Annotated in this window: 14 protein-coding genes; 7 read left to right on the top strand and 7 right to left on the bottom strand. The window is 73.8% G+C overall.

The window, feature by feature from the left end:
- Positions 1-75: 75 nt before the first annotated feature.
- The gene (locus IT780_RS14935) at positions 76-897 is read left to right on the top strand and encodes an SAM-dependent methyltransferase (protein WP_199512134.1); all 822 of its coding nucleotides are present in this window, start codon (positions 76-78) and stop codon (positions 895-897) included.
- On the opposite strand, the gene IT780_RS14930 is transcribed toward IT780_RS14935, so the two are convergent.
- Positions 879-1,925 carry a glycoside hydrolase family 113 protein gene (locus IT780_RS14930; protein ID WP_199512133.1) on the bottom strand — a complete coding sequence of 349 codons (1,047 nt, stop codon included), beginning with the start codon at positions 1,923-1,925 and terminating at the stop codon, positions 879-881. The genes IT780_RS14935 and IT780_RS14930 overlap by 19 nt on opposite strands.
- A gap of 123 nt (positions 1,926-2,048) precedes the next feature.
- On the opposite strand from IT780_RS14930, the gene ligD reads away from it, so the two are divergent.
- Positions 2,049-3,212, top strand: a complete 1,164-nt coding sequence (gene ligD / locus IT780_RS14925; protein ID WP_199512132.1) for a non-homologous end-joining DNA ligase — start codon at positions 2,049-2,051, stop codon at positions 3,210-3,212.
- 6 nt (positions 3,213-3,218) lie between these two features.
- Here ligD and IT780_RS14920 read toward each other — a convergent pair whose 3' ends face one another.
- Entirely contained in the window at positions 3,219-3,374 is a 156-nt protein-coding gene (locus IT780_RS14920) for a hypothetical protein (RefSeq protein ID WP_199512131.1), read from the bottom strand.
- Positions 3,375-3,470: 96 nt separating this feature from the next.
- On the bottom strand, positions 3,471-4,157 hold the full coding sequence (locus IT780_RS14915; protein WP_199512130.1) for an SDR family NAD(P)-dependent oxidoreductase: 687 nt from the start codon (positions 4,155-4,157) through the stop codon (positions 3,471-3,473).
- Positions 4,158-4,229: 72 nt separating this feature from the next.
- Here IT780_RS14915 and IT780_RS14910 point away from each other — a divergent pair, with 72 nt between their 5' ends.
- Positions 4,230-4,850 carry a TetR/AcrR family transcriptional regulator gene (locus IT780_RS14910; RefSeq protein WP_199512129.1) on the top strand — a complete coding sequence of 207 codons (621 nt, stop codon included), beginning with the start codon at positions 4,230-4,232 and terminating at the stop codon, positions 4,848-4,850.
- On the opposite strand, the gene IT780_RS14905 is transcribed toward IT780_RS14910, so the two are convergent.
- Entirely contained in the window at positions 4,828-6,006 is a 1,179-nt protein-coding gene (locus IT780_RS14905) for an erythromycin esterase family protein (protein ID WP_233412856.1), read from the bottom strand. The two genes, IT780_RS14910 and IT780_RS14905, sit on opposite strands and share 23 nt — an antisense overlap.
- Before the next feature lie 58 nt (positions 6,007-6,064).
- On the opposite strand from IT780_RS14905, the gene IT780_RS14900 reads away from it, so the two are divergent.
- Positions 6,065-6,778: a TioE family transcriptional regulator gene (locus tag IT780_RS14900; RefSeq protein WP_307831196.1), complete on the top strand. Its 714-nt coding sequence runs from the start codon at positions 6,065-6,067 to the stop codon at positions 6,776-6,778.
- On the opposite strand, the gene IT780_RS14895 is transcribed toward IT780_RS14900, so the two are convergent.
- Positions 6,729-8,201, bottom strand: coding sequence for an MFS transporter (locus IT780_RS14895; RefSeq protein WP_199512127.1), 1,473 nt, complete (start codon positions 8,199-8,201; stop codon positions 6,729-6,731). The two genes, IT780_RS14900 and IT780_RS14895, sit on opposite strands and share 50 nt — an antisense overlap.
- A gap of 49 nt (positions 8,202-8,250) precedes the next feature.
- Here IT780_RS14895 and IT780_RS14890 point away from each other — a divergent pair, with 49 nt between their 5' ends.
- The gene (locus IT780_RS14890) at positions 8,251-8,868 is read left to right on the top strand and encodes a TetR/AcrR family transcriptional regulator (protein WP_199512126.1); all 618 of its coding nucleotides are present in this window, start codon (positions 8,251-8,253) and stop codon (positions 8,866-8,868) included.
- A 4-nt stretch (positions 8,869-8,872) separates the two neighbouring features.
- Here IT780_RS14890 and IT780_RS14885 read toward each other — a convergent pair whose 3' ends face one another.
- Positions 8,873-9,421 (bottom strand): GNAT family N-acetyltransferase, encoded by a 549-nt coding sequence (locus IT780_RS14885; RefSeq protein WP_199512125.1) that lies wholly within the window; start codon positions 9,419-9,421, stop codon positions 8,873-8,875.
- A gap of 86 nt (positions 9,422-9,507) precedes the next feature.
- On the opposite strand from IT780_RS14885, the gene IT780_RS14880 reads away from it, so the two are divergent.
- On the top strand, positions 9,508-11,058 hold the full coding sequence (locus IT780_RS14880; RefSeq protein ID WP_199512124.1) for a serine hydrolase domain-containing protein: 1,551 nt from the start codon (positions 9,508-9,510) through the stop codon (positions 11,056-11,058).
- Between the two features lie 22 nt (positions 11,059-11,080).
- Here IT780_RS14880 and IT780_RS14875 read toward each other — a convergent pair whose 3' ends face one another.
- The gene (locus IT780_RS14875; protein WP_199512123.1) at positions 11,081-12,343 is read right to left on the bottom strand and encodes a WD40/YVTN/BNR-like repeat-containing protein; all 1,263 of its coding nucleotides are present in this window, start codon (positions 12,341-12,343) and stop codon (positions 11,081-11,083) included.
- Between the two features lie 66 nt (positions 12,344-12,409).
- Here IT780_RS14875 and IT780_RS14870 point away from each other — a divergent pair, with 66 nt between their 5' ends.
- Complete coding sequence (locus IT780_RS14870) at positions 12,410-13,378, top strand: lipoprotein (protein ID WP_199512122.1); 969 nt, start codon at positions 12,410-12,412, stop codon at positions 13,376-13,378.
- Positions 13,379-13,464: the final 86 nt, after the last annotated feature.

The raw sequence follows: 13,464 nt of genomic DNA, 5'->3' as shown, positions 1-13,464 counted from the left end.
GCCCCCGCACTGCCTTACTCAACGTAGAGTGATCTGGACCGTCAGTGGTTGCTGTTCGCCGAAAACGGGGGTGGCATGGCAGGGGAGAACCATCTGCCGACCGGGATCGATCCCAACCGGCCCAGCGCCGCGCGCATCTACGACGCGTTCCTCGGCGGGAACCACAACTTCGCGGCGGACCGGGCGGTCGCCGACCGGGCCCGCGAGCTCGTCCCCGAGCTGCCCGGCATCGTGCAGGCCAACCGGGCCTTCCTGCGCCGCGCCGTCCGCTTCGCCGCCGGCCGCGGCATCCGCCAGTTCCTCGACCTCGGCTCCGGGATCCCGGCGAACGGCACCGTGCACGAGGTCGCCCGCGAGGTCCAGCCCGAGGCCCGCGTCGCGTACGTCGACCTCGACCCCACCGCGGTCCTGCACGCCCGGGAGATCCTCGGCGCGGATCGGCGTACCGTCGTCATCCAGGGCGATCTGCAGCGCCCGGAAGCGGTGCTGACCGACCCGCACCTGCGCGGTCTGTTCGACTTCGGCGAACCGGTCTGCGTCCTGATGATCGCCGTGCTGCACTTCGCGCCCGACAGCGCCGAGCTGACCGCCGCGCTGCGCCACTACCGCGACGCGGTCTCTCCCGGCAGCTGCCTGGCCGTCTCCCACGCCACCGGCACCGCGCGCGCCGAGGAGATGGAACGCTTCGTGGACCTCTACAACCGCACGGGTACGCCGCTCGTCACGCGCGACCGAGGGCGCGTCGAGGCGCTGTTCGACGGCTGGGACCTCGTCGAGCCCGGCGTGGTGCACAGCACCGAGTGGCACCCCGATCCGGGCGACGACGTGCCCGGCGATCCGGCCGCGACCCTCACCTACGTCGGCGTCGGCATGAAGCCTCAGACCGGCCCGCGGTAGAAGCCGGCCAGCGCGTGGAACGCCTGCTTGGGCTCCCACGGCACGTCCGGGTACGTGACACCGTGCCGTCCGGGCCGCAACGTCCGCACGAGGGACAGTGCCGTGGCATCGAGGTCGTACCGCGGGTCGTCGTCGTAGGGCGCCGGCGGGAAGCTGAAGCTCATCACGAACGCGCCGGCCACCCCGCGCCGGTCGAGGTCGTCCATCTGATCGATGAGCATGCGAGCCTGCGCCGCTTCGTCGCGCGGGTGGATCGTGCGTACGCGTGGCCTTGCTTCACCGAACAGCCGGGACAGGGCGAGACTCCACGGCGTCGCGTTGAAGGTGCCGAGGAGCTCGGGGTTGTCGGCGTCCCTGCAGGCGGCGTACCCGAGCTCGGTCACCGCGACCGGCTTGCCGGTGGCGGCCAGCCGGTCGAGCACCGTGCCGTAGCCCCGCTCGGTGGCCGGGTTGCGGTAGAGGTTGACGCCGACGACGTCGAACGGCGTCCAGTCGGGGTCCTCGAACGGCAACGCGCAGTAGGTGAGCGGGCCGTCGTACGACCGGCGCACGACCGCCACGGCCTCGGCCAGGAACGCACGCAGGGGCGGCGTGTGGCGCCGTTCCCGCAGGATCGGCCTCAGCTGCCGGCCGTGGGCCCGGCGGCGGTGGGTGCGGCCGGGCACGATGCCCCGCATGAAGAACGTCAGCTCGTTGCCGACCGAGAGCGTCACCCGGCCGGGAGCCCGCCGGCGCAGCTGCTCGACCACCGGCGCGGCCGCGTCCAGGTAGGCCAGGGTGCGCGCCGGCGTCGCGTTCCACAGCTCCGGGCAGACCCACACGTCAAGGCCGAGGTCGAGGGCGTACGCGCCGGCGAAGGCCAGCCGCTGCGGGTCGCGGGCGCACAAGCGTACGGCGGTGGCGTGCAGGTCACCGCGGATGATCTCCAACTCGCGCCGGACCAGCCGGGGCGTGTAGTCGGGCCGCCAGTCGGCCGACCGTGGCCCCATGGCCCGGCCTACGTCGTAGACCACGCCGGACCACCGCATCCCCGGTCACGATAGCCGTGTGGACGGTTTTCTCCCATTGCCTCCAGAACCCCACGGCTGTAGTTCGGGGGAATCCCGCCGCCCGGCTTGACGGTCGCGGCCGCGGGGACGTCACTGGAGATCATGGACCTGCCCGAGTCGATCGCGCCGATGCTCGCCACGCTGGGCGAACCGTCCGCGGAGCCCGGGCAGGCGATCGAGTTCAAGTGGGACGGCATCCGCTGCGTCTCGTTCGCCGAGGGTGGCGGCGTACGCCTGCAGACCCGCAACGGCAACGACGTCACCGCCGCGTACCCGGAGCTGGCCGGGTTGCCGGACGTCGTCGGCGACCGGCCGGTGGTGCTCGACGGCGAGATCGTGGCGCTGGACGAGGCCGGCCGGCCCTCCTTCGCCCGGCTGCAGCAGCGCATGCACGTGGCGGATCCGTCGCCCGCGCTGGTGGCGGCGGTGCCCGTCGTCTACTACGTGTTCGATGTGCTCCACCTCGGCGGGGTGTCGACCATGCCGCTCCCGTACGCCGACCGCCGCGACCTGCTCACCGGTCTGGCGCTGAGCTCCGACGAGGTCCGGGTGCCGCCGCACTTCGTCGACGCCGACCCGCAGGCGATCCTGACGGCCGCGCAGGCACAGGGGCTCGAGGGCATCGTGGTCAAGCGGCTCGGGTCGGCGTACCAGCCGGGACGGCGCTCGCCGAGCTGGATCAAGGTGCCGATCTCGCTCACCCAGGAGGTCGTGATCGTCGGCTGGAAGCCCGGCCAGGGCCGCCGCGCCGGCACGATCGGCTCGCTGCTGACCGCGGTGGCGGGCCCGGACGGGCGGCTGTCGTTCGCCGGCGGGGTGGGCACCGGGTTCACCCATCAGATGCTCGGCCACCTGCAGGACGTGCTGCGACCGTACGCCCGCGGCACCGCCCCCGTGCCCGGGATCCCGCGCGAATTCGCCCGCGGTGCCCACTGGGTCGAGCCGCTGTTCGTAGGGGAGGTGGCGTACCGGAACTGGACGCCGGACGGCCGGCTGCGGCACCCGTCGTGGCGCGGGCTGCGGCCGGACAAGACGCCGGCCCAGGCCGTACGGGACCTCGCCGCGGCGCAGACCCTGGTGAAGGGGCTGATGGTCACGCCGGACGGTGGCTGGCGGGTGGAGGTGGTCAGCCGGCACGGCGTCGAGTCGTTTCGCATCGTGCACGGCGACAACGTCGTGGAGGGGCTGGACCTGGCCGGGGTCGAGAAGGTCCTCGGGGCGCAGGGCATCGACCTGCGCAGCCTGGAGGCGGGCCCGGCGGCCTGACCCGGCTCACCGGTACGGGTCGGTGATCTCGCGCAACTGGGTGAGGAGCTGGTGCAGGCGTTCGGTGCCGCGCCGGCCGAGGTGACGGGTCCACTCGTCCTGGACGGCCACCTCGGTGCGGCGGGCCACCTGCTGCGCGGCGAGTCCCGAGCCACTGCGCATCCGCGGCCGGTCCGCCCGTCACCGAAGGCGACCGGTGGCCGACCTCGCCGCGCTTCAGCAGGTGCGTGCCGTCTTCGCCCGCGGGGTGAGAAGTGCCTACCACCGCAGGGTCCCGAACTCATCCGTGAGGGTCCCGGTCGGGCCGTCCGGGCCCAGCGTCGCCAGCCGTACGACGTTCCGCGCGCTCTCCGCCGCCGGCCTTCCCACGCCGAACGCGGCCGTCATGTCGGTGGCCGTGGTGCCCGGCTCCAGCGCGTTGACCTTGATGCCGGGGTGGGCCTTGGCGTACTGCACCGTCAGCATCGTGGCCGCCGCCTTGGACGCGGCGTAGAGCGGCAACGGCAGGCCGAACTCCGGCCGGTCGGGGTTGGTCACCGCCCAGAAGGATCCGAGGCTGCTCGACACGTTCACCACCGTGGGGTTCGCCGACCTGCGCAGCAGCGGGAGCGCCGCCTCGGTGACCCGGACGATCCCCACGGCGTTGGTGTCGAACACGCGCAGGGCGGTCGGGCCGTCGACGGCCTCGGCGCCGAGGATGCCGGCGTTGTTCACCAGGACGTCAAGCCGGCCCTCGGCCGCGTCGACGGCGGCCAGCGCGGCCGTCACCGAGGCGTCGTCGGTCACGTCGAGCGGCACGAAGCGGGCGCCCAGCTCGGCGGCGGCCTTCTCGCCGCGCTCCGCGTCGCGGGCGCCGATGTACACGGTGTGGCCGAGCTCGAGGAGCTGCCGGGCGGTCTCGAAGCCGATGCCCTTGTTGGCGCCGGTGATCAGGGTGACGATCATGGATCCTCCTTTTGTACCGATCGGTTGCCGAGCCACCATAGCAGCTTTTGTACCGAGCGGTAGGATGGGTGCATGAGCACCGGCACCCCCGCCATCGGGCGGCCGCGGGCCTTCGACGAGGAGACCGTCCTCGCCCGCGCCGCCGAGGTCTTCTGGCGCCACGGCTACGAGGGCGCCTCGCTGAGCGCGCTCACCGGCGCGATGGGCATCAACCGGCCCAGCCTGTACGCCACGTTCGGGAGCAAGGAGGAGCTGTTCCAGCGCGCCTTCGCCCGCTACCACGAGCGGCAGGCGGCCGTCGCCCGCGCCGCGCTGGACCAGCCGACTGCGTACGCCTCCGTCGAGGCGTTCCTGCGCTCCAGCGCCGACGGTCTCACCGCCGGCGACCACCCCGCGGGCTGCCTGTCCATCCAGGGCGGCCTGGCGTGCTCACCGGAGAACGCCCGCATCTCTCAGGTGCTGGCCGCCGGCCGGGCTGCCACCGAGGCGGCCCTGCGCGAGCGGCTCACCCGCGCCGCGCGCGAAGGCGACCTCCCGGCCGGCGTGGACCCGCAGGCGCTGGCACGCTTCGTCATGGCGCTGAGCGAGGGTCATGCCGTGCACGCCGCGGCGGGGGCGAGCCGGGAGGAGCTCCAGGCCTCCGTCGACATCGCCCTGCGGGTCGTCGCGCTCACGCCGCCCGGGCGTCCTTGACGAACACGAGTCCGTCCGTCTGCGCCACGTGGGCCGGATCGAGCGGGGCGTAGCCGAACCAGGGTGAGACGCGGGCGGCCGGTGCCGCTTCGGCGAGGAGGCCGGTCAGCTCAGCGGTGCCGAGGAGGCAGGTCTCCGGCGGGCGGGCGTACAGGATGCCCTCGATGGTGTCCGGGGGTGGCGTGCCGACCCCGCGGTGCTCGATCGTGCCGACGGCCGAGGCGAGGAAGGCGTAGGCGTCGCCCAGGTGGGCGCTGACGATCGCGCCGGCGCTCCACCAGCTGAACGGCTCGCCGCCCAGGCTCATGCTGCTCTCGCTGCGTTGCAGGTGCGCGTTGTGGGACGCCACCAGCGCCGGGCCGCGTTCCGCGAGGGCCAGCAGGTTGGCGGCCATGATGGAGTCCCGTACGCCCAGCAGCCGCGGCATCCGGCCGGGTGACGCGTCGGCCATCCAGTAGTGGTAGCGAAGCAGGCCGACGGCGGTACGCCCGTACAGGCGCGCCCGGTGCCATTCCTCCTCGGTGGACGTGGCGATCAGGTGGGGTGTCTGCGCCTCGAGCAGGGCCATGAGGTCGTCGGCGAGCAGCCGCAGCCGGTCGGCCTCGGGGGACCGGCCCACCGAGGCGGACGGGTTCATCATCGCGGCCTGGTCGGGCCATCGCCCGTCGGTGCCCAGCAGCCGGTCGAGCTCCTCCTCGGTGCAAGGCAACAACTCTTTGCCGACCCGCGCGGCGAGGTACGCGTGCAGCCCGGTGAGCGCCTCCCGCGGGCTCTGCGCGCCGGTGATCTCCAGCGGGCCGTCGAACCCGGCGAAGCGTACGTGTTCCGCCGCCGGCCGTCCCTCGTTGTACGCCCGCATCCAGCGCACCAGCTCGCGGTTGCCCGGGAACGCGCCCCACTCGTGGCTGAAGCCGCGCTCCATGGCCTCGTCGAGCGTGCCGGTGCCGGCGGTGACGTACCCGTCCACGATCAGCCCCATCAGGCAGTCGCTCTCGATGGCGATCGTCCGGTAGCCCTCCTGCTCGACCAGTTGCCGGAACAGCGTGTTGCGGACGGCGAGCAGCGACTCCTCGCCGTGGGTGGGTTCGCCCAGCGCGAGCAGCCGGGGCCGGTGGGACAGCACGCGCATGACGGTCGCAGCGTCGACAATGTTCATAGGTTCAACGCTATCGTTGAACTATCCGTTGAGACTCTGGAGCGATTCGAGCAGGACTGTGGCACAGAAGCTTCAAGAGGGGGAACGGCTCAGGCCGGTCGATCTGGCCCGCCGCCACGGCCTGTCCACCCAGGCGATCCGCAACTACGAGCAGGCCGGCATCCTCCCGGCGGCCGGCCGGAGCCCGCACGGGTATCGCGCCTACACGCCGCTGCACGCCTCCGCGCTGCGGGCGTTCCTCGCGCTCCTGCCGGGGTGCGGCCACCCGGCGGCCACCTCGATCCTGCAGGCGGTCAACCGGGGCGCGACCGGGGACGCCCTGCGGATCGTCGGCGAGTGCCACGCCCAGCTGCTCGAGGACCGCCGGACGCTGCGGGCCGTCGAGGTCGCCCTGACCGACCTCGATCCGGTACGCCGCGAGCGCGGTGACACGTTCGTCGGCCCGCTGTCCCGGCGGCTCGGCATCCGGCCGGCCACCCTGCGCAAGTGGGAGCGCGCCGGCGTGGTCCGGCCGCGCCGGGACCCGCGGACCGGTTACCGCGTCTACGGCGAGGCGGACGTCCGCGACGCCCAGCTGGCCCACCAGCTGCGGCGCGGTGGCTACCTGCTGGGGCAGATCGCGCCGGTCATCGCGCAGGTCCGGTCCGCGGGCGGGGTCGCACCGCTCGAGTCGATGCTGCGCGACTGGCACGCCCGGCTCTCGGCCCGCAGCCGTGCCATGCTCAGCGGGGCTGCGGCGCTGGACGCGTACCTGGAGTGTCGCGGGGAATGACGCGCCGCGCCCGGGCGATGCCCCAGGTGACGAGTGCCGCCGCGACGACGGTGAGGGTGAGCCCCGCGATCGTGACCGCCTCGCGGAACTGCGCGGTCTGCCCGGCGCTCCACCGCGACGTCGCGAGGTCGCCGGTGAAGAGGGCCGCGAGGATCGTGCCGGAGACCGCGATGCCGGCGCCGGAGGTGACCTCGGTCGCCGTGTCGGTGAGGGCCGCGCCGATCGTCGTCCGGTTCTTCGGCAGCCCGCGCAGCACGTTGACCCCGGCGACGACGCCGACCACCCGCATCCCGGCGGCCACGAGGACCAGCGCGAGCGCGACCCACCCGTACCCGGATCGGCCCAGCGCGCCGTAGACGCCGAGCCCGGCCACGACCGCCGCGGCGCTGAGCCACCCGGCCCGCTCCAGGCCGACGCGCCCGACGAACGGGCCGATGACCGCGCCGCCGGCGAGGAGCACGACGACCTGCGGGAGCATCCCGAGCGCGGCGAGCCCGGGCGTCCAGCCCCAGTCCAGCTGCAGCTGCAGGGTCACCAGGTAGCCGAGGCCGGCGGTGGCCAGCCCGGCGGCGGCCTTGAACGCCAGGCCGCTCGACACCAGCGGGTGGGCGATCAGCCGCAGGTCCAGCAGGGGGTGCCGGGCCGTGCGTTCGCGGACCACGAAGAGGATCGCCCCGGCGGCGGCCGCCGCGGTCGCCGCCCACGGCAGCACCGAGCCGGCGCCCTCGTCGACGAAGAGCGTCGGCGCGACGAGCGCGAGCATGATCGTCGCCGTGCCCAGCGCCGCGCCGGCGAGGTCCACCGGGTCGCGGTGCAGGGCGGCCGGCGAGTCCGGGGCGATGCCGGACCGTACGCCGATGAACGCGAGCGCGGCGATCGGCGCGTTGACCAGCAGCAGGACCTGCCAGGGCGCGATCGCGAGCACGAACCCGCCGGTGGTGGGGCCCACCGCGAGGCCGGCCAGGCCCACTGTCGAGATGAGGGTGGTCGCGCGGACCCGCAGCCCGTCGTCGTCGAACAGCCGGAAGGCCAGCGCCATCGACCCCGGCGTCGTCATCGCGGCCGCCACGCCCATCGCCGCCCGTACGGCGATCAGCTGGCCCGCGGTGCCCACGACCACGGTCGCGAGGCTCGCGGCGCCGAGCAGGCCCAGTCCGGCGAGCATGATCCGCCGGGGGCCGTACCGGTCGGCGATGGCGCCGGCGGCGAGCATCAACCCGCCGAACACCACGGCGTACGCGCCCGTCACCCACTGCAGGGCCGTGGTGGAGGCGTGCAGCTCACGCCCGATCGTGGGCAGCGCGACGGTGAGGATCGAGGTGTCCAGCATCTCGACCAGGAAGACCGCGGACAGCCCGGCGAGGGCCACCCACGCCTCCCGCAGCGACCGTGGTGAGGTTTGCTTGAGCGCGGTGGTGGTCATGTCACTAACTTAAGTGACTAAGTTTAGTGAGACAAGGAAGTGTGATCGGATGCCCAGGACGGGAGCGCGGGGCGGCCCGCAGACGCGCGCGAAGATCTCCGAGGTCGCGACGCGGCTGTTCCTCGAGCGCGGGTTCGACACGGTCACCGTCGCCGAGGTCGCCCGCGAGGCCGGGGTCTCCAGCGTCACCGTCTTCAACCACTTCCCGCGCAAGGAGGACCTGCTCCTGGACCGGGAGGCGGACGCGGCCGAGCTCCTGCGCTCGGCGGTGCGCGACCGGGCTCCGGGCGTCGACGTGCTGACCTCCCTGCGCGCCGCGGCCCTGGCACTGGTCGGCGACCGGCACGCGCTGTCCGGGCTCAAGGACGGATCCGTGCCCTTCTTCCGTACGGTCGCGGCCTCGCCGGCCCTGGTGGCCCGCCTGCGGGAGATCGCCGCGGAGCTGCAGAACACCCTCGCCGAGGAGCTCGGCCGTGACCCGGCGTTCGACGGCGACGCCACCCTGCTCGCCGCGTTCCTCATCGCTGGGTACGGCACCGTGATCGTGGAGACCGCCCGCCGCCTCACCGAGGGGGAGCCGCCGGACGCCGTGGCCGCCCACCACCGCGCGCGCCTCGAGCGACTCTTCGACGCGCTCCGCACGGGGGTCGCCACCGCGCCGCGCTAGGGGGTTATCCGGCCCACTCGCGCCGGAGCAGCCCGTAGACCCACGAGTCGGAGACCTCGCCGTTCACGACGCAGTCCTCCCGCAGCGTCCCCTCGCGCACGAAGCCGAGCTTCTCCAGCACGCGGGCCGACGCCCCGTTGCGGGTGTCGCATTCGGCCTGGACCCGGTTCAGGTCGAGGGTGTCGAACGCCCACCGCAGCAGTGCGCCCGCGGCCTCCGTCGCATACCCGTGGCCCCACGCCGCCTTGCCGAAGCAGTAGCCCAACGACGCGCTGCGGTGATCCGGATCCCACCGGCTCAGGCCGCACCAGCCGAGGAATGATCCATCGGAGGCGCGGACCACGGCCGGCCGCGACCCGGAGCCGTCCTCCGCCATCTGCCGGCACACGGCGATGAACCGCTCGGCCCGGGCGCGCTCGGTCCACGGTGGCGCGTCCCAGAAGCGCAGCACATCAGCGTCGCTGTGCAGGGCGAACAGCTCGTCCACGTCGGAGTCGTCGAAGGGCCGCAGGCGCAGACGGGCGGTGTGCAGGGTGGGCGTCGGCAGAACCATAGGGGCACCCTTCCACAGCGAAGAGGGTCGATACTGGGGCTTGGCCCGCGCCGGCCCGGCGCGGCCGAGGGACAGGGGGTAGGCCGATGTCAGTGTCGATGTCGCGGCGTACGTTGCTGAGCGCCGCCGCGGGAAGCGTCGCCGCCGTGGCGGTGGGCACGGAGTCGGGCGCGGCGCCCGGCACCCGGGACCACGTCTCGCCGGCGCTGCGCGAGCTGGAGGCGAAGATCCGCACCGGCATGGCCCGGTACGCGATCCCCGGCGTGGCGGTCGGCGTGTGGCACCACGGCACCGAGTACGTGCGCGGCTTCGGGGTCACCAACGTCGACGATCCAGTGCCGGTGGATGGCGACACCGTCTTCCGCGTCGCGTCCACGACCAAGACGTTCACGGGTACGGCCGCGATGCGCCTGGTGGAACGCGGCCGCCTCGACCTCGACCGTACGGTCCGCAGCTACCTGCCGGACTTCCGCACGAGCGACCCGGCGGCGTCCGCGCGGGTGACCGTACGGCAGCTGCTCAACCACAGCGCCGGGTGGCTCGGCGACTTCTTCCTGGACACCGGCACGGGCGCGGACGCGCTCGCCCGGTACGTCGAGGCGATGGCCGTGCTGCCCCAGCTCACCCCGCCGGGGAAGGTGTTCTCGTACAACAACGCGGCCCTGTCGCTGGCCGGCCGGCTGATCGAGGTGATCACCGGGGCGTCGTACGAGGAGGCCGTGCGCACGCTCGTCCTCGACCCGTTGCGGCTCAGGCACAGCGCCTTCTTCCTCGACGACATCCCGGGTGCGTCGGTCGCCGTGCCGCACGGTGTGGACGCCGACGGCAAGCCGTACGCCGTGCCGGAGGCGTTCGCCATCCCGCGGAGCATCCACCCCGCCGGGGGCCTGATCTCCAGCGCCCGCGACCAGCTGCGCTGGGCCCGGTTCCACCTCGGCAACGGCCGTACGCCCGATGGCCGCCGGCTGCTCACCCGCCGCTCGATGCACGAGATGCAGTCGCATCCCGGGCCGGGCGGCACCCTGTTCGTCGAGCTGGACGGCTACGGCGTCTCCTGGATGCTGCGCCCGACCGCGCAGGGGCCGAAGGTGGTGCAGCACGGCGGCGACTGGGCCGGCCAGCACTCCGGCTTCCTCATGGTGCCCGAGCGCGACTTCGCCCTGACCGTGCTGACCAACTCCGAGGGCGGCCCGCTGCTCACCGCCGAGCTGTTCGCCGACGACTGGGCGCTGCGCCGTTTCGCCGGGGTCCGCAACCTTCCCGCGGTGACCCGCCCGGTGCCGGACGCCGCGCTGGCCGCGTACGAGGGCCGGTACTCGGGATCCCAGATCGGCTTCGAGGGCGAGACCGCCACCGTCGAGATCGACCTGGTCGCCGCCGGCGGCGGGCTCAGCGTCCGGGTCGACGGGCAGGAAGCGCTGCGGCTGGCGTTCTACCGCCGGGACTACGTGCGGGTCCTGGAGCCCGGGGGAGCGGACACGTTCTTCCGCGCCAACTTCGTCCGCGGGCCCGACGGGCAGGTCGCCTGGCTGCGCTACGGCGGCCGGCTCTACCGCCGCGGTGCCACGACGCTGCGCAGCGCCGGCACGTCGCTGCCGCTGCAGCGGTCCACGCTGCCGTACCCGGGTCTCGGGTAGGGCCGGATGCCGGGCGTGGCGTTCAGGCCGCGCCCGGCACGCCCGCCGCCCGCAGCCACAGATCGCGGTTGCCGGCGATCAGCACGCGCCCGTCCCGCAGCGTCGTCACGGCCTGCGGCGGCGCCTCACCGCAGCCCAGCTCGCCGCGCTTCCACGCCCGGACGCCGTCGCCGATCCAGACCACGCCGCAGGAGTCGGCGCGCTTGCCCGCCTCGACCGGGCGGGAGTCGTCGATCACCCCCACCACGATCAGCTCCCCGGAACGGTCGACCGTGACGTCCTGCGCCCGGCCCGCCCCCAGCCCGCCGGTGGCGCCGGGCCGCCAGGTGCGCCCGTCGGTACTCGTCAGGACGTACGTGTCGTCCTGGGCGCCCTGCTCGGAGCGTTCCACGCCGCCGAGCGCGACCCACCGCCCACCGGCGTGCACCAGCCGGGTGAGCATCAATTGCGGTGGCAGGCCCGTCACGGCGGAGACCGACCAGGTGCGGCCGCCGTCGGTGGAGCGCCAGGCGCTGGTGCGGGGGAACCCGGACCCCAGCGCCACCACGGTGTCGCCGTCGGCGGCGAGCACGCTGATCACCTGCCGCACGGACCGTTCCGGCCCGTCAAGACCCGGATCGGACGGCAACGGTACGGGGCGCAGCGACGCCCCGTGGTCGTCGGAGCGCAGCACCACCGGCGCGTACCCGTCCTTCGTGCTCATCCCCGCGTCGACGACGATCCGGCCGCTCCTCGTCACCGCCATGCCGCGGACGAGGCTGCGCGACCCCTGCCCCTCGAGCCCGGCGGTGGACAGGTCCGCCCGGGCGAGCTCCTGCCGCACCTCCCCCCGGTAGCGGGCGAGCCCGGCGTCGTCCGCGGCGAGGATCGACCCGTCGCGTTCCACCACGGCCGCCTGCGCGCTGATGCCGCCGCCGCGCCAGCCGTTGACCGCGTCGGGCGGCCCGTCACCACCCCTCGTCGTGCCGTCCGGCGCCGGGTCGAGGCGCAGCCGGTCGCAGGCGGGCTCGCCGATCCAGTTCGCGGTGACGGCCCGGTATCCGTTCTGGTAGTCGCCGATCGCGCGGGCGCAGTCCCCGACAGGCAGGAGCAGACGCAGGCCGTGCCCGGGCGGTACGAAGTCCGATGCGGACGGCCACTGCACCGCATCGGCGTGACGCACGAACCCGAGGTCGGCGGCCGGAACACTGCCGAGCCCCGTACGGCCGGACTGTGGACTGCTGCCGCAGGCGAACAGCACGCCCGCGCCGGTGAGGGCGGCGATGACGGAGGCGGTACGGCGCATCGCGTGATCCTCGCATCGGACGGGACAGTGCGACGGCCCGTTTCCCCGTACAGTCCTCGCCTTGTGATGAGACGTATACATCTGTCCACTGCGGCTGCCGGTCTCGGCCTGGTCCTGCTGACCGGCGCCTGTGGCACCGGCGACGGTGGCGCGGCGGCGCCGGCAACCTCCACCACGGCGTCGGCCGCCGGTAACACCGCCGAGATCTGCGCCTCCGGCGGCAAGGCGGCCCGGGACGTCGTGGTCGGCCTGTTCTCCAAGCTCGGCGCCGCCGCCAAGGACGGCGAGCCCAGCGAGGCCGACCTCACCCGCATCTACCAGGACACGTTCGGCAAGCTCGGCGACGATCTCGAGGCGCACGCCGCCCGGGCCACCGACCCGGGCCTGGCCGCGGTGCTGCGGGAGATCGCCGCGGAGGCCGACAAGGTGGCCGCCGCGCCGGACGCCGACGCCGGCACCAAGGGCTTCCAGGCCACCCTCGGCAAGCTCGAGCAGTACTGCCCCGACGGGGAGCCCGGCGCCGGCTCCTCCGCGAAGCCCGGTGCGGTGGCCGGCGGCGCGGTCGGTGCGAAGGGCAGCGCGTGCGAGCTGCCGGTGACGTTCCCCGTCGCGCCGAAGTGGAAGCCCAAGGCGGTGCAGGTGGACGACGGCGACCCGCTCGCGGAGCTGGCCCGCAAGGGTTCCCTGCGGATGGTCTGCGAGATCGACGCCAAGCCCGCCGGGCACCTGGGCTTCCTGCGCGTCTGGTCGGATCCGAAGGGCGGCGATCCCAAGGCCGCGCTGCAACCCCTCGTCGCCGGGAAGAAGACCCGCAAGATCGAGTACACGTCCTTCACCGCCGGTGGGCAGGACGCCGTGGAGGTGTCGTTCGAGCAGTACCAGGAGCTGCTCGAGGAGCACGTCAAGCGCCGGGCCTTCGCCGTACGCACCACGGCCGGCGCGATCGTGGTGGAGCTGGGCACGCTCGACAGCGAGGAGTTCGAGGGGATGCTGCCCGCGTACGAGCGGGCGAAGACCGGGCTGACGGTGAGCTGAGCGGGCGTGGCAGGGGTCCCGCCGGCGGGGGCCCAAGGTCCCGGCGCGGTGGGGTCCCGCGGCACTGATCTCCGATGCGGCGGCGG

Origin of the sequence: Nucisporomicrobium flavum (assembly GCF_016464385.1) — a bacterium.
GTDB classification, from domain to species: Bacteria; Actinomycetota; Actinomycetes; order Mycobacteriales; family Micromonosporaceae; genus Actinoplanes; species Actinoplanes flavus_A.
The sequence above is the reverse complement of the archived record's forward strand: the minus strand, read 5'-3'. Positions and strand labels throughout refer to the sequence as shown.